General features: G+C 66.5%; 21 protein-coding genes. 3 read left to right on the top strand and 18 right to left on the bottom strand.

What is annotated here, in order from left to right:
* Positions 1-59: 59 nt before the first annotated feature.
* Positions 60-1,202, bottom strand: coding sequence for a DUF418 domain-containing protein (locus H4O13_00845; protein ID MBE5313932.1), 1,143 nt, complete (start codon positions 1,200-1,202; stop codon positions 60-62).
* 83 nt (positions 1,203-1,285) lie between these two features.
* Here H4O13_00845 and H4O13_00840 point away from each other — a divergent pair, with 83 nt between their 5' ends.
* A complete protein-coding gene (locus H4O13_00840) occupies positions 1,286-1,873 on the top strand; it encodes a TetR family transcriptional regulator (GenBank protein MBE5313931.1) in 588 nt (195 codons plus the stop codon).
* Positions 1,874-1,967: 94 nt separating this feature from the next.
* Here the strand turns inward: H4O13_00840 and H4O13_00835 are convergent, their stop codons facing one another.
* From H4O13_00835 to H4O13_00800, 8 genes are all read right to left on the bottom strand, one after another.
* Positions 1,968-2,651 (bottom strand): RES family NAD+ phosphorylase, encoded by a 684-nt coding sequence (locus H4O13_00835; GenBank protein ID MBE5313930.1) that lies wholly within the window; start codon positions 2,649-2,651, stop codon positions 1,968-1,970.
* Positions 2,648-3,082 carry a DUF2384 domain-containing protein gene (locus H4O13_00830; protein ID MBE5313929.1) on the bottom strand — a complete coding sequence of 145 codons (435 nt, stop codon included), beginning with the start codon at positions 3,080-3,082 and terminating at the stop codon, positions 2,648-2,650. Before H4O13_00830 ends, H4O13_00835 begins: the two co-directional genes overlap by 4 nt.
* A 109-nt stretch (positions 3,083-3,191) precedes the next feature.
* Positions 3,192-3,692, bottom strand: coding sequence for a peptide-methionine (S)-S-oxide reductase MsrA (gene msrA, locus H4O13_00825; protein ID MBE5313928.1), 501 nt, complete (start codon positions 3,690-3,692; stop codon positions 3,192-3,194).
* Positions 3,689-4,153 (bottom strand): peptide-methionine (R)-S-oxide reductase MsrB, encoded by a 465-nt coding sequence (gene msrB, locus H4O13_00820; GenBank protein ID MBE5313927.1) that lies wholly within the window; start codon positions 4,151-4,153, stop codon positions 3,689-3,691. The genes msrA and msrB overlap by 4 nt, the downstream gene beginning before the upstream one ends.
* Before the next feature lie 199 nt (positions 4,154-4,352).
* Positions 4,353-5,261 (bottom strand): protoheme IX farnesyltransferase, encoded by a 909-nt coding sequence (locus H4O13_00815; protein MBE5313926.1) that lies wholly within the window; start codon positions 5,259-5,261, stop codon positions 4,353-4,355.
* 135 nt (positions 5,262-5,396) lie between these two features.
* On the bottom strand, positions 5,397-6,527 hold the full coding sequence (locus H4O13_00810) for a COX15/CtaA family protein (protein MBE5313925.1): 1,131 nt from the start codon (positions 6,525-6,527) through the stop codon (positions 5,397-5,399).
* On the bottom strand, positions 6,528-7,076 hold the full coding sequence (locus tag H4O13_00805) for a hypothetical protein (GenBank protein ID MBE5313924.1): 549 nt from the start codon (positions 7,074-7,076) through the stop codon (positions 6,528-6,530).
* Positions 7,073-7,798, bottom strand: a complete 726-nt coding sequence (locus H4O13_00800; protein MBE5313923.1) for an SURF1 family protein — start codon at positions 7,796-7,798, stop codon at positions 7,073-7,075. Before H4O13_00800 ends, H4O13_00805 begins: the two co-directional genes overlap by 4 nt.
* A gap of 57 nt (positions 7,799-7,855) precedes the next feature.
* Here H4O13_00800 and H4O13_00795 point away from each other — a divergent pair, with 57 nt between their 5' ends.
* On the top strand, positions 7,856-8,062 hold the full coding sequence (locus H4O13_00795) for a twin transmembrane helix small protein (protein MBE5313922.1): 207 nt from the start codon (positions 7,856-7,858) through the stop codon (positions 8,060-8,062).
* A gap of 138 nt (positions 8,063-8,200) precedes the next feature.
* On the opposite strand, the gene H4O13_00790 is transcribed toward H4O13_00795, so the two are convergent.
* The 6 genes from H4O13_00790 to H4O13_00765 form a co-directional block, all read right to left on the bottom strand.
* Positions 8,201-9,076 (bottom strand): cytochrome c oxidase subunit 3, encoded by an 876-nt coding sequence (locus H4O13_00790; protein ID MBE5313921.1) that lies wholly within the window; start codon positions 9,074-9,076, stop codon positions 8,201-8,203.
* A gap of 67 nt (positions 9,077-9,143) precedes the next feature.
* Entirely contained in the window at positions 9,144-9,719 is a 576-nt protein-coding gene (locus tag H4O13_00785) for a cytochrome c oxidase assembly protein (GenBank protein ID MBE5313920.1), read from the bottom strand.
* Positions 9,720-9,911: 192 nt separating this feature from the next.
* On the bottom strand, positions 9,912-11,528 hold the full coding sequence (gene ctaD / locus H4O13_00780; protein MBE5313919.1) for a cytochrome c oxidase subunit I: 1,617 nt from the start codon (positions 11,526-11,528) through the stop codon (positions 9,912-9,914).
* 19 nt (positions 11,529-11,547) lie between these two features.
* Positions 11,548-12,450 carry a cytochrome c oxidase subunit II gene (gene coxB / locus H4O13_00775; protein ID MBE5313918.1) on the bottom strand — a complete coding sequence of 301 codons (903 nt, stop codon included), beginning with the start codon at positions 12,448-12,450 and terminating at the stop codon, positions 11,548-11,550.
* The gene (locus tag H4O13_00770) at positions 12,450-12,953 is read right to left on the bottom strand and encodes a DUF2244 domain-containing protein (GenBank protein MBE5313917.1); all 504 of its coding nucleotides are present in this window, start codon (positions 12,951-12,953) and stop codon (positions 12,450-12,452) included. The genes coxB and H4O13_00770 overlap by 1 nt, the downstream gene beginning before the upstream one ends.
* A 234-nt stretch (positions 12,954-13,187) precedes the next feature.
* Positions 13,188-14,057, bottom strand: a complete 870-nt coding sequence (locus H4O13_00765; GenBank protein MBE5313916.1) for a YbaY family lipoprotein — start codon at positions 14,055-14,057, stop codon at positions 13,188-13,190.
* Between the two features lie 431 nt (positions 14,058-14,488).
* On the opposite strand from H4O13_00765, the gene H4O13_00760 reads away from it, so the two are divergent.
* Entirely contained in the window at positions 14,489-15,235 is a 747-nt protein-coding gene (locus H4O13_00760) for a DUF481 domain-containing protein (protein MBE5313915.1), read from the top strand.
* Between the two features lie 257 nt (positions 15,236-15,492).
* On the opposite strand, the gene hemC is transcribed toward H4O13_00760, so the two are convergent.
* The 3 genes from hemC to H4O13_00745 are packed head-to-tail and all read right to left on the bottom strand — an operon-like array spanning position 15,493 to position 18,193.
* Positions 15,493-16,410, bottom strand: a complete 918-nt coding sequence (gene hemC, locus H4O13_00755; GenBank protein MBE5313914.1) for a hydroxymethylbilane synthase — start codon at positions 16,408-16,410, stop codon at positions 15,493-15,495.
* Positions 16,407-17,171 carry a response regulator transcription factor gene (locus tag H4O13_00750; protein MBE5313913.1) on the bottom strand — a complete coding sequence of 255 codons (765 nt, stop codon included), beginning with the start codon at positions 17,169-17,171 and terminating at the stop codon, positions 16,407-16,409. Before H4O13_00750 ends, hemC begins: the two co-directional genes overlap by 4 nt.
* Positions 17,129-18,193 (bottom strand): sensor histidine kinase, encoded by a 1,065-nt coding sequence (locus tag H4O13_00745; GenBank protein ID MBE5313912.1) that lies wholly within the window; start codon positions 18,191-18,193, stop codon positions 17,129-17,131. Before H4O13_00745 ends, H4O13_00750 begins: the two co-directional genes overlap by 43 nt.
* Between the last annotated feature and the right edge of the window lie 14 nt (positions 18,194-18,207).

The raw sequence follows: 18,207 nt of genomic DNA, 5'->3' as shown, positions 1-18,207 counted from the left end.
TCCAACGCGAGGTTCCACCTGAACTCAAGGGACGGCTCCTGCGCCTGATCCAGTCGCCGTCAGCGGCCAGACGATGCGCGCGATGCGGTGCCGCTGAGCAGCCGCACCAGAGCGCGCAGGGCGGCGTCCAAAGGCCCCTGGTCGCGGTATCGACGCCACGCGGCCGCGAGCATCGCCACGGTCGCCCAGATCAGGACTGCCGCCGCCAGCAGCCCGGCCTGACCGAGCGCGCCGAACAGACCCAACCCCCAGCCGTGGAACAGCGCGCCTGCGAGCAGCCCCTGCAGCACGTAGCAGGTCAAGGGCATCGAGCCGGCCGCGCCAAGGGCACGCAGACGCGGCGCATGGCGGATCACGCACCACAGATACAGCGCGCCGAGGCTGGGAGCGCCGAGCGCCAGCGCGCTGGAAGCGAGAGCGCGGAGCGGCAGCGACTCCGGCAGCCAGCCGCTCTGGGCCAGCGCGAACAGCAGGTTCGCGGGAATCGCCACCCACAGCAGCAGGGGCACGCGCCGCGTCAGCTGCTGGAACGCCGCACTGTCCGCGTCCAGAAATCCGGTCTTGAAGGCGGCCAGCCCAAGGCAGAACGCGGCGAACGCGAGCGGGCCGTTGAACAGCACCACGACCGACAGGGCGAAGGGCCAATCGGCCAGCCGCTGCGCCACCGCCTGTCCGTAGCTGCCGAGATAGCCGCGACTGTCCGGATCGAGCCCGATTGCCACGAGGTCTTCGACGCCGGCGGATTCCGTATACAGCAGCGCAAACGCCAGCGCCGAGACCGGCAGCATCGCCGCGGCGATTCGCAGCAGCCGCAGCGGTGAAGCCGCCCGCAGCGGCCACAGCAGCAGCCCGAGGCAGGCGTAGGCCAGCAGGATGTCGCCCTGGAACACCAACACTGCAGGCAGCACGCCGAACAGTGCCAGCGCGATCAGGCGCGCGAGATAGCGCCGCCGCGGGCTCTCGCCCGAGCGCTCGGCCGAGGCCAGCTGCGCGCCGAAGCCCCAGCCGAACAGGAACGAGAACAGCACGAAGAACTTGCCCTCGAACAGCAGCCTGCCGAGGAAGTAGGCGGCGGCGTCGAGCGCGCCCGGCGGCGGGCCGAGCTGCGCGGCGATCGGCAGCGCAAGGTAGGGAAGGTTGACGACTCCGATGCCCAGCAGGGCGAAGCCGCGAAGGACATCCACATCGGTTCGGCGCTGCATGACTCTACCCCAGGCGTTGAGCGATCGCTCAATCTAGCCCGGATTGAGCGACTGCTCAATAGGCCTCGGCGTATGCTTCAGCCATGGGCATCCCCTCCTCCGACACCGGCCGCCGCGCGGCCATCTTCGCCGCGGCCAAGGCACTGATCCGCGAGCGCGGGCTGTCCGAAGTCCGCACCCGCGACGTCACCGAGCGCGCGGGTGTGGGTATCGGCCTGCTGAATCACTACTTCCGCTGGCAGGCGCTGCGCGCCGAAGCCGCCGTCGCGGCACTTGAGGAGGAGATCCAGCGGGTATTCCCGATAGCGGCCGCTCCGGGCGCCGTGCTGACCGGTTTCGTCAAGCAGGCCTTTACCGAGCGCTCCGCGCCACTGTGGCGTCTGTGGATCGAAACCACCGATGCGGCGCTGACCGACGAGGAGATGTCGAAGGCGCTGGCCAGCTGTGCGGTCGGCCTGCTGGAGCGCGTGGCCTCCACGCTGGACGCCGGCTCACGGCTGGAGCTCTGGAGCTGCCCGAACCCGCGCGCCTCGGCGATGCGCATCCTCGCGCTGCATGACGGCCTGGCGGGCTTCGTGCTGACCGGCATCCCGCCGATCAGCCGCGCCGAGGCCACCGCGCACCTGAAGGCGCAGGTCAATCAGGAGTGCGGGCGAAACGTGGTGGCTTGAGGGCCTCTCAACCCTTAGCAGGCGCTGAGGGATCCTCGACCAAGCACTGGACCCGCCCGCCCTGCAGTCCCGCCGCGGAGACGCAGGTGCGAATTCAAGCCGCCTGCACGAACGCCTCGATCCGCCTGCCGTCCCAGCGATACAGCAGATGCGGTCCCTGCTTCACCGGACCGATCAGGTCCGGGTAGAACAGCGCCACGCACTGGCCGCCGGGCTTGCGCACGCTGTCGAACACAATGCCCTCGCTGCCTTTGCCGTGAAGCCGGGTGGCGAAGGCCTGGCTGATGGCGTAGCTGTCGGGGTCGTGCAGGCGCGGCCATTCACCTCCGCGCACATCGTGCAGGTCGGCGCGGACGTTGCCGAGGTAGCTGCGCATCTGCAGGTCGATCGGCGGCTCGTTCGATGCGCGCAGGAAGCGCTCGCGGTGATAGACCGTTTCAGCGATGGCGGTGGGCAGCTCGCGCGCCGCGTAGTAGGCGCCGAACTTGGCCGTCGAGAAGCGTCCACCGTCGGGATGGACATGGGTGAACGCACTCATGACCGGCGTGGTGCCCGGCCCGCTGACCCGACGCTCGGGCGGAATGCGGCGCAGATGGCCGAGCTGCTCGCGCAGGCGGTCATTGGTCAGGGCTTCGAGCGCGAACACGGCGTCGAGGTCGGCCGGATCGGCGACTGAATCGAACAGCCCGCGCGGGGGAAAGATCGAGGGCACGATCCGGTAGCTCGGCCGCCAGACCACGGCGATCAAGGGCGGCGTGCTGGGGTCGCGTCGCTTCATCCGCCGCGCTCGGCGTCTAGGTACTGGCGCACCCGATACAGGTCGACCACTTGGCCGCCCAGCATGTGCTCCAGCGGCGTCTGCCCGCCGAAGGGCGAGGCGGTGTTCGCTCGCTTGATCCAAGCGTCGGCGCGCTCCGGCACCGGCAGCAGCACCTGCAGGGCCTTGTAGATGCCGAGCAGATAGCTCAGGCGTTCGATCAGGTCGTGCGGGACGATGCCGATGTCGCCGCGTTTCCAGCGGAAGAAGGTCGAGCGCGCCGGCGAGCCGAGCAGCACCTGTTCCTGCCGCGTGTCCAGGCCCCAGCGCTGGGCGATGTTGAAGAAGGTGCGCAGGCCGGGGCCGGCGAGATCGTCCGTCGAGTGCGCCGGTGCAGGCGCAGGTCGCGCTTCGGCGATTCGGCTTGGGCGTGTTGCATCGGCAGGCGCCATGGCGTGAGTCTCGATTTGGACTTGATCGCCAGTCTGATCCTGATCCACACCCACCACAAGCCCCGAGCCGCGAACACCCTCGCGATCTCGCCCGCTCGGGGCCGCGGGATCAGGGCAGCACCCACTCCGGTCGCACCCAGTGGCAGGTGTAGCCGCTGGGGTATCTCTGCAGGTAGTCCTGGTGCTCGGGCTCGGCCTCCCAGAAGGGGCCGGCGGGTTTGACTTCGGTGACCACCTTGCCCGGCCAGCGGCCGGAAGCATCGACCGCAGCGATCGTCTCAAGCGCGATGCCGTGCTGGCGCTGGTCCAGCGGGTAGATGCCGGAGCGGTAGGACAGGCCGCGGTCGTTGCCCTGGCGGTTGAGCGTGGTCGGGTCGTGGATCTGGAAGAAGAACTCCAGCAGCTGGCGGTAGCTGAAGACCGACGGGTCGAACACGATCTCGATGCCCTCGGCGTGCGTGCCGTGGTTGCGGTAGGTGGCGTTCGGCACATCGCCGCCGGTGTAGCCGACACGGGTGCGGATCACCCCCGGCAGGGCGCGGATCAGCTCCTGCATGCCCCAGAAGCAGCCGCCGGCAAGAATCGCGGTCTCGGTCGTGGTGGTGCTCATGCGTGCTCCTTCTGCAGGGCTACCGCGTTGATGCAGTAGCGCAGGCCGGTGGGTGGTGGGCCGTCAGGAAAGACATGCCCAAGGTGACCATCGCAGACCGCGCACAGGGTTTCGATCCGATGCATGCCGTGGCTCAGGTCTTCGACGTAGGCGACCACGCCCTCGATCACGGGCGCCGTGAAGCTGGGCCAGCCCGAGTGGCTTTCGAACTTGGTGCTGGCGTCGAACAGCAGGGTGCCGCAGCCCGCACACGCGTAGCGGCCGGGCTCGAACAGGCTGCACAAGCCCGAGGAAAAGGCGCGCTCGGTGCCGTGCTGACGCAGCACGCGGAACTGCTCGGATGTCAGCCGCAGGCGCCAATCATCTTCGCCAAGATCAAGCCGTCGCGGCGGCGGCGGGTTGCCGCGGCGGGCCCAGGTCAGCACCTGGTTCCAGGTGGGTTTTGTACCGGCATCGGACATGGATCGACTCCTGATCTCCCTGCATTGACGGGCAAGACTAAGGAGTGCGCCGCGAGACGACGTGATTACCCCTCAGGCTGTCCCGCGAATCCCGGCCCTCCCGCGCAGCGCTCGGGCGCTCATCAGCGCATGGACCGGTGCTCCGCAAGCGCGCCTCTTTGCTCCCGAATCCCGAATCCCGAATCACCAATCCCGGCCTCTAAGCCACTGGCTCGAAGTAGAGCGCGTTGGCGATGGTGGGGCCGGCATCGAGGTAGTGGTCCACCAGCAGGAAGGCGAACAAGGCCATCAGGTAGATGACCGAGTAGTTGAACACCTCCATCGCGAAGCGCTCCGACGGGGGGTTCAACAGGCGCAGGGCGTAGTAGAGGAACACCCCGTTGAGCACCATCGCGCCGCCCAGGTAGAAGCTGCCGCTCATGCCGGTGACCCAGGGCAGCAGGGTCGCGGCGATCAGCAGCAGGGTGTACAGCAGCACCTGCACGCGCGTGTACTCGACACCATGGGTGACCGGCAGCATCGGCACGCCGGCGCGCGCATAGTCGTCGCGGCGGAAGATCGCGAGCGCCCAGAAGTGCGGCGGCGTCCAGATGAAGATGATGAGGAACAGCAGCAGCGCGTAGGGATGGACTTCGCCCGTCGCCGCGGCCCAGCCGAGCACGGGCGGTGCCGCGCCCGCAGCACCGCCGATCACGATGTTCTGCGGAGTTGCACGCTTGAGGTAGGCCGTATAGACCACCGCATAGCCGATCAGCGAGGCGAAGGTCAGGAGAGCGGTCAGGACGTTGACGAACAGCACCAGCACCAGCATTGAGGCCGCGCCCAGGGCCAGCGCGAAGACGAGCACCTGCCAGCCGACCAGTTCACCCGCGGGCAGTGGACGATGCTGGGTGCGCGCCATGACCGCGTCGATGCGCTGGTCGATCAGATGATTGATCGCAGCGGCCGAGGCCGCCGCCAGCCAGATGCCGAGGTTGCCGAAGATCAGCGCATTCCACGGCGGCAGGCCGGGCACGGCCAACAGCATGCCAACGAAGGCGGTGAACACGATCAGGGCCACGACCTTGGGCTTGGTCAGCGGCCAGTACTGGCGGAAAGCGGAAGTCATTCGGTGCAAAGCCTGAGGCCCGGGCGCCCTGGCTGCAAGCCAAGGCGAGTCCGGGCCGGGTGGGAGAGCGGAGCGTGGAGTGGACGCTGTAGCCCGGGGCCGCTTCACGGCGCGCGGGCCTGGCAGCCTGTGGTCTCAGGCCGCCTGCGGTCGCAGCCGCGCCAGCAGGCCCACAAGAATGAACAGCAGGAAGGCGGCCACCACGTTATGAGCCGTGGCCACCGGCAGCGGCAGGCCGGCCACGACATTGGTGATGCCCAGCAGCACCTGCAGCCCCAGCACGGCGAGCAGGCCCCAGCCGTAGTTCGGCAAGCCTTCCGCGTTGAGACGTCGAGCCAGCCAGACGAGATAGCCGACGACCACGATGGCGAACATGCGATGCACCATCTGGATGGCGGTGCGCGCCTCCGGGTCAAGCACGCCGCCTTCGTAGTCGACTCCGATGCCGCGCCAGAGCACGGCGGCCTCGGCGAAGTCCATCGGCGGCCACCACTGGCCCATGCAGGTCGGGAAGTCGGTGCCGCAGGCCAGCGCGGCGTAGTTGGCCGAGACCCAACCGCCGAGCGCGATCTGCACGGCCACCACGCCTACGCCCAGCCACAGCAGCGGGCGTATGCGCAGGGTCGGTGGCTGCGGAATCGCGGCGTTGGTCGAGGAGCGCAGCGCCATCCAGGTCAGCAGACAGAACATCGTCATGCCGCCCAGCAGATGTGCCATCACCACGATGGGCTTGAGCAGCCAGGTCACCGTCCACAGGCCGAGCATGGCCTGGAAGATGATGAAGCCCAGGGTGAAGGTGGCAACCCGCGCCATGTCGCTGTTCGACCACCGCCATGCGCTGGCCATCAGCGCCGCTTCGGCGATCACGACGACGACGGAGGATGCGACGTAGTACTCGCGTACGTAGAGAAAGATCGCGCCCAGGATCAGCGCGCACGAGGACAGCAGGATCTTCCAGGCGTGCGGGCGCGTGCGCGTGGCGATCATGGCCAAGCCCAGCACGAGCAGGCCGAGAATCGCCGCGAGGTGACGGTGCACCTGCTCCTTCCAGGCCTTCGGCACTTCGACCGGGCGCTCAGGGAAGGCCTCGTTCGCAGCCGCGATATGCACCTCGTGCTTGGGCCAGGTGAGCTTGCCGTAGCACACCGGCCAATCGGGGCAGCCAAGGCCCGCGTGCGAGAGACGCACATAGGCACCGAAGCCGATGACGCAGATGGCCAGGGCTAGCGTGATCCAGGCGAGCTTGTTGAAGCGGGGGTCGATCATTTACTTCACCAGTCGATCAAGGTCGCGACGCATGCGGTTGGCCTCGAAGCCCGCGGCGTAGGTCACGACAAGGAAACCGTTGTGGTCGATCAGCGCCGCGGCCATGCCGGTTCCGGACACCGCGTCGACCGGGATCTGGCCGCGCAGGGCGGGCGGCAGCTCGATTTCGCGCAGGCCTCCGAAGCGCTCCAGCCCCTCGGGCCAGCGACCGGGCCACAGCACATCGAGCTTGTCCGCACGCCGGCCTTCCGAGATCCACACCTTGTGGATGACTTCCGCCTGCTCAAGGCACTGGCTGTCGCAGGGCGCGGGCGGCAGCAGCAGCAGGTGCCAGCGCCGTGCTTCCGGGTCCCAGGGGTAGGCGGCGCCGTCGACGGTCTTCAGCGGCATCGCCGACCAGTCCTGCGGGGGCTGCACGAGGGTGCCGTAGTTGCGGGTCTGCCCCGGCTGCCAACCGCCGAAACGCAGCACCACGGCGGTGGTGAAGGGCGCTCCGAACAGCACCACGATCAGAACGAGGACCAGCCGCGAGCGTTGCTGCGGTGTCATGCGCGACTCCGGAAGAAAAGCAGGAAGGTGATGACCAGCGCGGCGAGCGAGAGGCCTGCCCACTGCAGGGCGTAGCCCTGATGCTTGGCGGGCGGCAGTGTATTCGGCAGGACGTCCAGATCGCGCGCATGCCCGATCGGCAGATCAGGATCGAGGCGCAGAAGGCGCGGGACGATGGCGATGTTCAACTGGCTGGACAGCTCTTGCGCGTCGAGGTAGTTGATCAGGCTCGGAGACTCGGCTGGAGGCGGATTCTGAGCCAGTCGAATACCCTGCCCGGGCAGACCGGTGAGCAAGCCGCGTGCCTCGATGCTGTCCGGCAGCGCTTCGAGCTGAGGTAGGCGGCGGTCCGCGGCCATCACAAGCCAGCCGAGATCGACCAGCAGCCAGCGCTCGCCCTCACCCGGCACGCGCGCCAGCGCGTACTCGCGCAGGCCCACCCGGCCCTCGCGCTGCTGGTTGTCCAGCAACAGACGCGGTTCGGTGCGCAGCGCAAGCTTCGCTTCGACGCGCACGGGCAGATCGCGCGCTGCGGGATCGGACAGCGCATCTGCAAGCGCGCGAGCGGGCGCTGACCTGGCCGCCTCGACGCGGTCCAAAAGTGCCTGCTTCTCGATCGAACGCGACCATTGCCAGTTCGCGAGGCCAGCGAACACCAGGACCATGCCGAGACCGAAAGCGGCCAGCAGGTAGTGACGCAGCGGGCGTGCAGGGGCGCTCACGTCGGGCACCCGCGGGGCAGTGCGATACTTGAAGCAGTCATTGCACAGGTGCCAGACATGGAGAAGCTGCTGATCGTCGCCTTCCTCGCGCTCATCCTCTACAACCTCGGCGCGGGCCTCTACTACATGATCGCGGACAAGGGCGCCACGCACCGCACGGTGAATGCGCTGACGCGACGCATCGGTCTTTCGGTTGGACTGATTGTGCTGGTGCTAATCGGTATCGCCACCGGCGTGATCCAGCCGCACGGCATCGGCGGCTGATCGAATCCGGGGCTTCGGACGCAGCATGCGAGGACCGGATCCGAACCTTTGACCCGGCTTGGTCAGCCTCTTCCATCAGGCCAGAAAACAGCGAGGCCGGCGCATGCCGGCCTCGCGTGTATTCGGACGTCGGCGCGCTCAGAGCACGTAGACGAACATGAAGAGGATCAGCCAAACCACGTCGACGAAGTGCCAGTACCACGCAACCGCTTCGAAAGCGAAGTGGTTGTCCTTGGTGAAATGGCCCTTGGCGACGCGGAACCACATGACCGCCAGCATGATCGCGCCCAGGGTGACGTGCATGCCGTGGAAGCCGGTGAGCATGAAGAAGGTCGAACCGTAGATGCCCGAGCTCAGCTTGAGGTTCAGATCGCCATAGGCGTGCATGTACTCGTAGACCTGGAAGTACATGAAGATCGCACCGAGAACCACGGTGGCACCCAGCCAGAACAGGATCTTGCCGCGCTCGCCAGCCTTGAGCGCGTGGTGGGCGATGGTCAGCGTCACGCCGGACGCCAGCAGCAACAGGGTGTTCAACAGCGGGATGCCCCAGGCCGGAATGGTCTGGAAGCTGCCATTGAGATCGGCCGGGCCATTGGTAGGCCAGGCGGCGTCGAAACCGCTCCACAGGAACTCATGCGTCGCCACGCCCGCACCCTCGCCGCCCAGCCACGGCACCGAGAAGATGCGGGCATAGAACAGAGCGCCGAAGAAGGCCGCAAAGAACATCACTTCGGAAAAGATGAACCACAGCATGCCCATGCGGAAGCTGCGATCGACCTGCGAGTTGTACTTGCCGCCCACCGACTCGTTGATCTGGTCGGCAAACCAGCCGCTCAGCATGAACAGCGTGATGGCGAGACCGGCGTAGAAGACCCACATTCCCCAGGCGGCGCCGTCGATCCAGCTGGCGACGCCAAGCATGGTGATGAAGAGACCGACTGCACCAACGATGGGCCAGGGGCTGCTGTGTGGGACGTAATAGACGTTGGCGTCGTCGTGGGTGTGTGCCATGGAGCTTCCCCGGTGAACGAAAGTTGAAAGTCTAACAAGACGGGCGCAACGCGTTCGCGCGCCAGGCTCAGTGCATGCCGGCTGCGGCGACGCGCGCGGTGGCGTGCTCGTTGTTGAAGAAGGTATAGGACAGCGTGAGCGTGGTGATTTCGCGCGGCAGCGCGGGGTCGATCACGAAACGCACCGGCATCGGACGCTCCTCGCCGGGGTGCAGCAGCTGCTCGGTGAAGCAGAAACACTCGGTCTTGTTGAAGAAGATCGACGCCCGCGAGGGCGCCACGCTGGGCACCGCCTGGCCAACGATGGGCCTGCTGTCGATGTTGCGGGCGTGGAACATCGCCTCGTACATCTGCCCGGGATGCACCTGCATCTGGAACTGGTCCGAGCGGAAGGCCCAGTTGAGGCGCGAATTGACGCCAGCATCGAACTCGACCGTGATGGTCCGACTGGTGTCCACCTCGTAGCTGGCGACGACCGTCTCGCCGGTCGGCGTGCGCTCCAGGGTGATACCGAAGATCTTCTCGCAGGCGATGCGATACAGCGGCACCAGCGAGAACGCAAACAGGAAGGTGCAGGCACAGGCCAGGACGGCGCGACCAAGGACCTTGCGGGTTTCCGAGCGGGCTGGGGCTTCGGTGCTCATCGGCCAATCACTCCCGAGAGGACAAAGGCGATGTAGATCAGCGCTGCCACCACCGCCACGAAGAACGCCGTTCGGCGCGCGGCGCGGCGCTGATGGGGTGAGGCTTCGGCAGGGGCGACGGGACGCTTCATTCAGAACCTGATGCGATGCGCGCAGCGCGGCGGCCGAGCCGCCGCGCTGCGCGGGGACCGCTTAGTGGGCGACGTTACCGTGCGCCAGCTTGCTGTCGTCGATGACCGGCGGGGTGGTGAAGGTGTGGTGCGGGGCCGGGCTGGGCACCGTCCACTCCAAACCCCTCGCGCCTTCCCACACTTCGGCGGTGGCCTTGGCACCGCCGCGCGCGCAGCTCCACACGATATAGACGAACAGCAGCTGCGACAGGCCGAAGCCGAAGCCGCCAATCGAGCTGATCATGTTGAAATCGGCGAAGGCGACGTTGTAATCCGGGATTCGACGCGGCATACCGGCGAGTCCCAGGAAGTGCTGCGGGAAGAACAGCACATTGACGAAAATGGTCGACAGCCAGAAATGCCACTTGCCCAGCGTCTCGTTGTACATGTGGCCGGTCCACTTCGGCAGCCAGTAGTACGCCGCAGCCATGATCGAATAGACCGCCCCGGTGACCAGCACATAGTGGAAGTGCGCGACCACGAAGTAGGTGTCGTGGTACTGGAAGTCGGCAGGGACGATCGCCAGCATCAGGCCAGAGAAGCCGCCGATGGTGAACATGATGACGAAGCCGATCGCGAACAGCATCGGCGTCTCGAAGGTCATTGAGCCCTTCCACATCGTCGAGACCCAGTTGAAGACCTTAACGCCGGTCGGCACGGCGATCAGCATCGTGGCGTACATGAAGAACAGCTGGCCGCCGAGGGGCATGCCGACTGTGAACATGTGGTGGGCCCACACGATGAAGCTCAGGAAGGCGATCGAGGCCGTCGCGTAGACCATCGCCTGGTAGCCGAACAGCGGCTTGCGGGCAAAGGTCGGGATGATCTCGGAAACGATGCCGAAGGCCGGGAGGATCATGATGTAGACCTCCGGGTGACCGAAGAACCAGAAGATGTGCTGGTACATCACCGGATCGCCGCCGCCCGCGGCATTGAAGAAGGCGGTGCCGAAGAACTTGTCGGTCAGCAGCATCGTGACCGCACCGGCCAGCACCGGCATCACAGCGATCAGCAGGAATGCAGTGATCAGCCAGGTCCACACGAACACCGGCATCTTCAGCAGGTCCATGCCGGGGGCGCGCATGTTGAGGATGGTCGCGATGATGTTGATCGCACCCATGATCGAACTGATGCCCATCAGGTGGATGGCGAAAATGGTGAATGCGACGTTGGTGCCGCCCTGCAGCGAGAGCGGCGGGTACAGCGTCCAGCCACCGGCCGGGCCACCGCCGGGCAGGAACAGCGGGATCAGCAGCAGCGTGAACGCGAACGGCATGATCCAGAAGGACAGGTTGTTCATGCGCGGCAGCGCCATGTCGGGCGCGCCGATCATCAGCGGCACCATCCAGTTCGCCAGGCCGACGAAAGCCGGCATGACCGCGCCGAAAATCATCACCAGCGCATGCATGGTGGTCATCTGGTTGAAGAATTCCGGATGCACCAGCTGCAGACCCGGCTGGAACAGCTCGGCGCGGATGACCAGGGCCATCGCACCACCGATCAGGAACATCACCAGTGAGAACACCAGGTACAGGGTACCGATGTCCTTGTGGTTGGTCGTCAGGACCCAGCGATCCATGAAGCCCGTCGGCTTATGGTCGTGGTGCTCGTCGTGATGTGCTGCGCTTGAAGTCGCCATGATGTGTCCTGCCTCCCACTCAGTTCTGCGCGACGGCGCCCGCCGTCGAAGCATTGGCCTGGGCCACGCGGGCCGCGTCGCCGTTGGCCTGTTCGGCCGCCAGCCAGCTCTCGAACTCGGCCGGCGTCACCGCCTTGACCACGATCGGCATGAAGCCATGGTCTTTGCCGCAGAGTTCGGCGCATTGGCCCCGATAGATGCCCGGTTCGTTGATGCGGGTCCAGTTCTCGTTGATGACGCCGGGGATGGCGTCCTGCTTCCAGCCAAACACCGGCACCCACCAGCTGTGGATGACGTCATCCGCGGTGATGACGAAGCGGATCTTGGTGTCGGTCGGCAGCACCAGCGGCTTGTCGACATCCAGCAGATAGATGTTGTTGCCCTCAGCGTCGGTGACCGTCTGCGGGGTCTTGCCAGAGCCGAGCTGACGCACACTGTCGCTGCCGCGGTCGATACGGCTCACGAAGTTGACGTTGCCGGGCTGGCCCTTGTAGTTGACGATCTCGTAGCGCCACATCCACTGGTAGCCCGTGATCTTCACCGTCATCTCGGAGCCGGTGGTGTCTTCCATACGGAACATGGTCTTGGTGGCGGGCCACGCCACGGCCACAAGAATCAGCACGGGCACGACCGTCCAGATGATTTCGGCGGTGGTGTTGTGGCTCCAGCCTGCGGCCTTGGCGCCCTTGGACTTGCGGAACTTGAACATGGCGATCGCCATGGCACCGAACACCACGATGCCGATCGCCACGCAGATCCACAGCGTGATCATGTGCAGCTTGTAGACCTCACCGGCGGTATCGGTGACGCCAGTCGTCATGTTGAGCTGCCAGCGCTCGGGATTGGCGAAGGCCATGGCCGAGAACAGCAGGGCCATCAAACCCGTTCCCAGTTGGCTCCAGTGGACACGCTTCATCAGCATCACCTTGAGTCTTCAGTAAACCTGTAAACCGCTTCTGCACGCGCCTTGTTGAGGCCGTGCTCCAGATCCTTCGCGAGTTGCTCCCGCTCGATTTCGCCGAGGAAGCGCCCCACATCCACGCGCCGTCCTCGGCTCGCAAGAAACAGCTGACCATCCTCGGCTTCAAGTCGCACCCACTGAGGCGGTTCGCTGAGCGCCTCCACGAGCTCCGGCACACGATTGACGCGTACGCGATCTGAGTTGATCGAAATCACCTCGGCACGCTCTGCGCGCCGCCAAACGACCCAGAACACCAGCGCCAGAAGCGAAACCTCCGCGACGGCAAAGATGGGAGCAAAGACGTTCCCCTGAAACCAGCTGTAGCCGCTCACCAGCGTTGACATACTCACCACAGCGGCGAAGAACAGCCTCGCCTGCCTGCGGCCAAGCGAGCGATTGGGCTTGAGCACCCACCGCTCCCAAAGACCCTCGTCATCGCTGCTGCAAGAGCTGAACTCGATCATTGAAGGTCTTGACCCTCGTGCGAACGGAGCACAGGGTGCGACAAAACGTCGCAGATGATAGGCCCCGCGCCTAGAACCGGCAATACGATGCAGGCCATTGCCCCCGACCGGAAGCTTGGATGGATGCGCGTGGACGCAGCGCAAACCGGACGTGAAAGCGCCTGCAGACAAACGCGAAACCCCGCGCCGGGCACGGGGTTTCGTCGAACCGTGAGAGCAGAGAAGCCGTCGTGCTCAGGGCTTCGCGAGTGCCGCGACCTCGGCGGCACCGGCACGCAGGCGTTCGGCCTCGGCAGCGTCGATCGGACCGTCCGGGCCTTCGTTGAGCATCAGCTCACCCGCTTCGTTCCAACCCAGCCAGGTGGTGCGATCGCGCTGCTCGCGCACGACGACCCACGGCCGCCCGTCCTTGAACGCGTACTTGAGGGAAGCGGTGCCAGCGTCGCCGAAGTCCACCTGCTCACGCGCGAAGCGCACGCCCGCGTCGGACAGGAAGGCGTCCCAACCCACCGTGACGTCATCGGTGATGCGCTCACCGGTGACGCGCCTCAAGGCGCCGATCGAACGCTCCAGCGCGCCGAAATCCTGCTTCATCTTCTCCGTGGGAGCGATCTGGGTATCCGCCTGCGCGCCGCCGCGGACGAGCGACAGTGACACGCTGGTGCCGTTGCCTTCGGTCAGTACGGGCGCAGGCGCGGGACTGGAGTACAGCGGCACGCCCTGCACGACAAGGGCCGCAAGCACCCCGTAGCGACCCGTTTCGACGATCTTGGATGCGTCATAGGGCAGCGAGAACCGGTGCGGCAGGATCGACGGGGCCGGGCCGCTCAGCTCGGCGACCACGGGCGGCACCTGCGAGGGGTCGCTGAGATCCAGCAGGCGCAGCGACAGCTCGAAACCAGCGGGCAGTTCGGTGAGCCCCTCGACCATCAGCTCGCCGCTGATTGCCGTGCTGAACTGCGGCGTAGCGACGGGCGCGGCGGTGGCGGTGGCTGCGGGAGCAGCGGAGGCCTGCGCTCCCTGCTGGGCAGACGGCGTTTCGGGTGCGCCACAGCCAGACAGCAGAACGGCGGCGATGGCCACGGGGATCAGCTTGCGATGCATGTACGGCTCCTGGGGAATCAAGCTCCGTCGTCACCGGAGTCAAGATGAAATCTGGGGAGGAAGCGACCGCGGAGACGCTTCAACGGCTTCAATGCCACCGCGGGACAGCCCCGCAGGGTAAACCGTTTGAAACCGGGGTCAAAGGGGTCAAAGGATGGGATACGCCGGCGGATGGTTGAGAGACTGCACAACCCATCACACCCACACTGCGAGGCCTTTCGCGCGAGCACACGCGAGGAGCACCGAGCGCTTAAGGTATCGCCTGACCTGTGCGCCGCTGACTGGACACGCCTGACCCGCAGCCTCCTCGCGCGGATGTGCCGGGCGCTCCGATCTTGAGGCAGACCGTTGGATTCACCGGCAATTCAAGCGCCGGCCACCAGTCTGCGCGCCGCCGATGAGGCCTTCACACCCACAGCCACGAGGTTCCCATGCGCTCGACTCTGCTCCTGTTCTCCCTGCTTGCCGCCCTGCCCGCTGCCTCTCACGCTCAGAGCTGGACGGGCACCGGCGAGTTCGGCCTGGCGGCGGCCCGCGGCAACGCGCGCTCGGAGAACCTCAACGCCAAGCTCGATTTCATCAATGAGGATGACCGCTGGAAGCACATGTTCGGGGTCAGCGTGCTGCGCGCCAAAGGCGAGATCACCGGCGACTTCGACGGCGACGGCCAAGCCGAGACCCTGTTCGAAACCACTGCAAACCGCTGGGCGGCGCACGCCTCCAGCGCCTTCAAGATGAACGAGCGCGCATCGTGGATCAGCGCGCTGCGCCATGAACGCGATGACTTCAGCGCCTACGAGAGCCAGAGCACGTTCTCGATTGGCTTCGGCTACACGCTCTACAGCAACGACAGCGGCCACCTGAGCGCCGAGGTCGGTCCCGGCTATCGCCGTGCCAAAGTGGCTGAGACTGGCGAGACCGAGAACAACGCCATCCTGCGCGGAGCGCTCGACTTCCGCCGCGTGCTGACGGAAACCACCGAGCTGACCAATGTGCTGCTGGTCGAAAGCGGCGAGGACAACACCTTTGCGCAGAACGACTTTGGTGTCGCGGTGTCGATGACCGAGAAGCTGGCGCTGAAGGCCGGTCTGCAGGCGCGCTACAACAGCGAAACGCCCGCCGGCAGCAAGAGCACCGATCTGCTGACCACGATCAACCTGGTCTACGCGTTCCGCTGATCAGCACCGAGTCTTGCCGCCCTGGGCGGGCCCGTCTGCGGAGCGCTGAGGCAACCCGGATCAAGTCGATCCTGCACTTGATCTGTGGCCGCGAGCGCCCTCGACATGGCCTACGGCAACGCTGAATTCTTCGGCGTTACCGTAGGCCATGGCTGTGCGGGCCGGGCGCGTTTCGGCGCTGGGCATTGGGCAAGCCCCGCAGCAACACAGCAGCCCACTGGCTCAGCTCAGTGCGATGGCCTGCGCGTGCGCCGTATTCAAGCACTGGCGAGCAATCGCTCGGCGCCCTGGGCGCGCAAGGCTTCGGCTGCACGCAGCCCAAGGGCTTCTGGCGCGGACGACTTACCTTCCAGATCGACACCAATGCCTGCGCCGCTGCCCGCATCGCCCACCCAGCCGCGCAGACGCAGACGCTCGCCCTGCTCGATGCAGTACGCCGCAATCGCAGCGTGACAGCTGCCGCCCAAAGCGAGGTTCATGGCCCGCTCTGCGTCCACGCAGCGGCGCGTGGGGGCGTGGTCGAGGGTGGCCAGCAGGGTGCGAACATCCGCTGCATCTTCGCGACACTCGATCGCGATGGCGCCTTGCGAGGCCGCCGGAAGCACCCGAGGCGGACTCAGCGTCGCGCGGATGCGCGCATCGAAGCCCAATCGCTCGAGACCCGCGCAGGCCAGCACGATGGCCGCGTATTCGCCCGCATCGAGCTTGGCCAGGCGCGTGTTGACGTTGCCGCGCAGGTCGACGATGTCAAGGTCAGGGCGCTGCGCCTTGATCTGCGCGCGTCGACGCAGCGAGGACGTGCCCACGCGCGCGCCCTCGGGCAGCGCCGCGATATCGGCGTAGGCATTGCTGACGAACGCATCGAAAGGATTCGCACGCTCCAGCACAGCCGGCAGCACGAAGGGCCCCTCAAGCGCCATCGGCACGTCCTTCAGCGAATGCACGGCGAGGTCGGCCTCATCGCGCAGCATGGCTTCTTCGAGCTCCTTGAGGAACAGGCCCTTGCCGCCGATCGCCGACAGCGAACGATCGAGCACCTCGTCGCCGCGTGTGGACAGCGGCACCAGTTCGATGGCGATGCCAGGATGCAAGTCACGCAGGCGGGCCGCGACGTGTTCCGTTTGCCACAGCGCGAGCGCGCTCTTGCGGGTGGCGATCCGCAGAGTTCGGGTCATAGATGCTTCAGCAGTTGACGAATCTGGGGAAGGCAGCGGCGGCTGATCTCGAGCGCATCGGCGCTGCGCTTCAGCAGCGCGTGCACCTGCCCATCGTTGCCGCGACGCAGCTCGCGCAGCTCGCTGCGGGCGACAAGGCAGTTGCGATGGATGCGCAGGAAGCGCTCGGGGAACTCCTGCTCCAGCGCCTTCAGCGAATCCTCGATCAGGTCCTGACCGCCGAGGTGATGGACCACCACGTACTTCTCTTCGGCTTGCAGATAGACGACATCGGCGACAGGAATCAGCCGCAGGCTGCCGCGCAGCCGCGCGCAAAGATGCGTACGTGCCTGGGTCTTGGGCAGCGCCTGCAGTCGCTCGTTTGCACGGGCGCGGCCCAGGGAGCGAGCCCGCTCCAGCGCCGCCGCGAGGCGCTCGGCGCGCACTGGCTTCAGCAGGTAGTCGATGGCGCGGGCTTCGAAGGCAGCCAGCGCGTGCTCGTCGTAGGCGGTGCAGAACACCACCGCGGGTGCGGTGGGATCCGACGCCAGGTGACGGGCCGCCTCCAGGCCGTCCATCACTGGCATCGCGATATCCAGCAGCACCACGTCGGGACACAGCTGGGCGCAGGCATCGACTGCCTGACGACCGTCGCCGACTTCGCCGACTACGCGCACGTTGGGAAGGTCCGCGAGCAGATCCTGCAGACGCTGGCGGGCAAGGGGCTCGTCGTCGACGATCAGGACGTCGAGGACGGCAGCGCGGGGTTCCGGGGCATCCATAAAGTCACCGCATAGTAGTCGGGAGCCGGGACCACGGTCATCCACGCGCTCGGGCCAAAAAAGTGCTGCAGGCGCTGCTCGATACTGGTCAAGGCATGGCGATTGCCGCCGTTGCCCGCCTGCGGCGGGCAGGGGTTGCCGATCTCGATGCGCACGCCGCCATCGATGGCGCGCAGCTCGATGTGAACCTCGCCTCCCTGCGGCAGACGGGCCACGCCGTGCAGGATGGCGTTCTCGACCAGCGGCTGCAGCAACAGCCGCGGCAGGCGCAGTGTCTGCGGCCAGCCGGGTTCGAGGTCGATGCGCAGGCGCAGGCGTTCGCCAAGACGCAGGCGCTCGATGCCGAGATAGCGATCGATCAGCTCGAACTCCTCGCCCAGCGACCAGTCACCCTGGCCTGCGCCCAAGGCGGCACGAAAGACTTCCGAGAGATCCTCGATGGCGCGTTCGGCGGTCGCCGGGTCGCGGCGCACGAGGCTGATGATGCTGTTCAAGCTGTTGAACAGGAAGTGCGGGCGGATGCGCGCCTGCAGGGCGCGCACTTCGGCCTGGGCGCTGGCCTGTACCTGCGCCTGCCACAGCTGCTGCACGTAGAAGTAGCGCAGCAGCGCCGCCGACAGCAGACCCGCTACGGCCGCGCAGGACAGCGCGAACTGCAGTCCGTGGCCTGTCGGCACGGTGAGCCCGACTTTCAGGGTCACGTCGAGCTGATGCACGACCCCGGCGCCCACCAGGGTCGCCAAGGTCGGCACCAACCAGCCCGCCGCGATCGACAGCGCACGCGGCTTGAGCCGCAGCACCAGCGGCCGCAGCTTGCACAGCAGCACGCTGGCCAACAGCGCCAGCCACTGCGCGAACACACTGGCGACGAACAGGCGCGAACCGGCTTCAGCGGGGTCGCCGGCCGCACCGGGCATGAGCACGGCGGCCAGCACGATGATCTGCGCGGCGACCATCACCACGAACAGGGTGGGCACGCGGCAGAAGTCGGGCAGCCAGTCATCGAGCGGGGCGCTGTGCATCTCCGGAAGTATGC

The sequence above is a fragment of the Lysobacterales bacterium genome, assembly GCA_014946745.1.
Lineage (GTDB): Bacteria > Pseudomonadota > Gammaproteobacteria > Xanthomonadales > Xanthomonadaceae > Aquimonas.
This window is presented reverse-complemented; position numbering and strand designations above follow the sequence as displayed.

Excerpts from the sequence above, each read along its gene's own strand:
- H4O13_00760 (MBE5313915.1), top strand. The coding sequence starts at position 14,489 with ATGCGCTCGACTCTGCTCCTGTTCTCCCTGCTTGCCGCCCTGCCCGCT.
- msrB (MBE5313927.1), bottom strand. The coding sequence starts at position 4,153 with ATGTCCGATGCCGGTACAAAACCCACCTGGAACCAGGTGCTGACCTGG.
- H4O13_00810 (MBE5313925.1), bottom strand. The coding sequence starts at position 6,527 with ATGATCGACCCCCGCTTCAACAAGCTCGCCTGGATCACGCTAGCCCTG.
- msrA (MBE5313928.1), bottom strand. The coding sequence starts at position 3,692 with ATGAGCACCACCACGACCGAGACCGCGATTCTTGCCGGCGGCTGCTTC.
- H4O13_00770 (MBE5313917.1), bottom strand. The coding sequence starts at position 12,953 with ATGATCGAGTTCAGCTCTTGCAGCAGCGATGACGAGGGTCTTTGGGAG.
- H4O13_00795 (MBE5313922.1), top strand. The coding sequence starts at position 7,856 with ATGGAGAAGCTGCTGATCGTCGCCTTCCTCGCGCTCATCCTCTACAAC.
- H4O13_00765 (MBE5313916.1), bottom strand. The coding sequence starts at position 14,057 with ATGCATCGCAAGCTGATCCCCGTGGCCATCGCCGCCGTTCTGCTGTCT.
- H4O13_00845 (MBE5313932.1), bottom strand. The coding sequence starts at position 1,202 with ATGCAGCGCCGAACCGATGTGGATGTCCTTCGCGGCTTCGCCCTGCTG.
- H4O13_00750 (MBE5313913.1), bottom strand. The coding sequence starts at position 17,171 with ATGGATGCCCCGGAACCCCGCGCTGCCGTCCTCGACGTCCTGATCGTC.
- H4O13_00785 (MBE5313920.1), bottom strand. The coding sequence starts at position 9,719 with ATGAGCACCGAAGCCCCAGCCCGCTCGGAAACCCGCAAGGTCCTTGGT.
- H4O13_00790 (MBE5313921.1), bottom strand. The coding sequence starts at position 9,076 with ATGGCACACACCCACGACGACGCCAACGTCTATTACGTCCCACACAGC.
- hemC (MBE5313914.1), bottom strand. The coding sequence starts at position 16,410 with ATGACCCGAACTCTGCGGATCGCCACCCGCAAGAGCGCGCTCGCGCTG.
- H4O13_00840 (MBE5313931.1), top strand. The coding sequence starts at position 1,286 with ATGGGCATCCCCTCCTCCGACACCGGCCGCCGCGCGGCCATCTTCGCC.
- ctaD (MBE5313919.1), bottom strand. The coding sequence starts at position 11,528 with ATGGCGACTTCAAGCGCAGCACATCACGACGAGCACCACGACCATAAG.
- H4O13_00830 (MBE5313929.1), bottom strand. The coding sequence starts at position 3,082 with ATGGCGCCTGCCGATGCAACACGCCCAAGCCGAATCGCCGAAGCGCGA.
- H4O13_00815 (MBE5313926.1), bottom strand. The coding sequence starts at position 5,261 with ATGACTTCCGCTTTCCGCCAGTACTGGCCGCTGACCAAGCCCAAGGTC.
- H4O13_00805 (MBE5313924.1), bottom strand. The coding sequence starts at position 7,076 with ATGACACCGCAGCAACGCTCGCGGCTGGTCCTCGTTCTGATCGTGGTG.
- H4O13_00835 (MBE5313930.1), bottom strand. The coding sequence starts at position 2,651 with ATGAAGCGACGCGACCCCAGCACGCCGCCCTTGATCGCCGTGGTCTGG.
- coxB (MBE5313918.1), bottom strand. The coding sequence starts at position 12,450 with ATGCTGATGAAGCGTGTCCACTGGAGCCAACTGGGAACGGGTTTGATG.
- H4O13_00745 (MBE5313912.1), bottom strand. The coding sequence starts at position 18,193 with ATGCACAGCGCCCCGCTCGATGACTGGCTGCCCGACTTCTGCCGCGTG.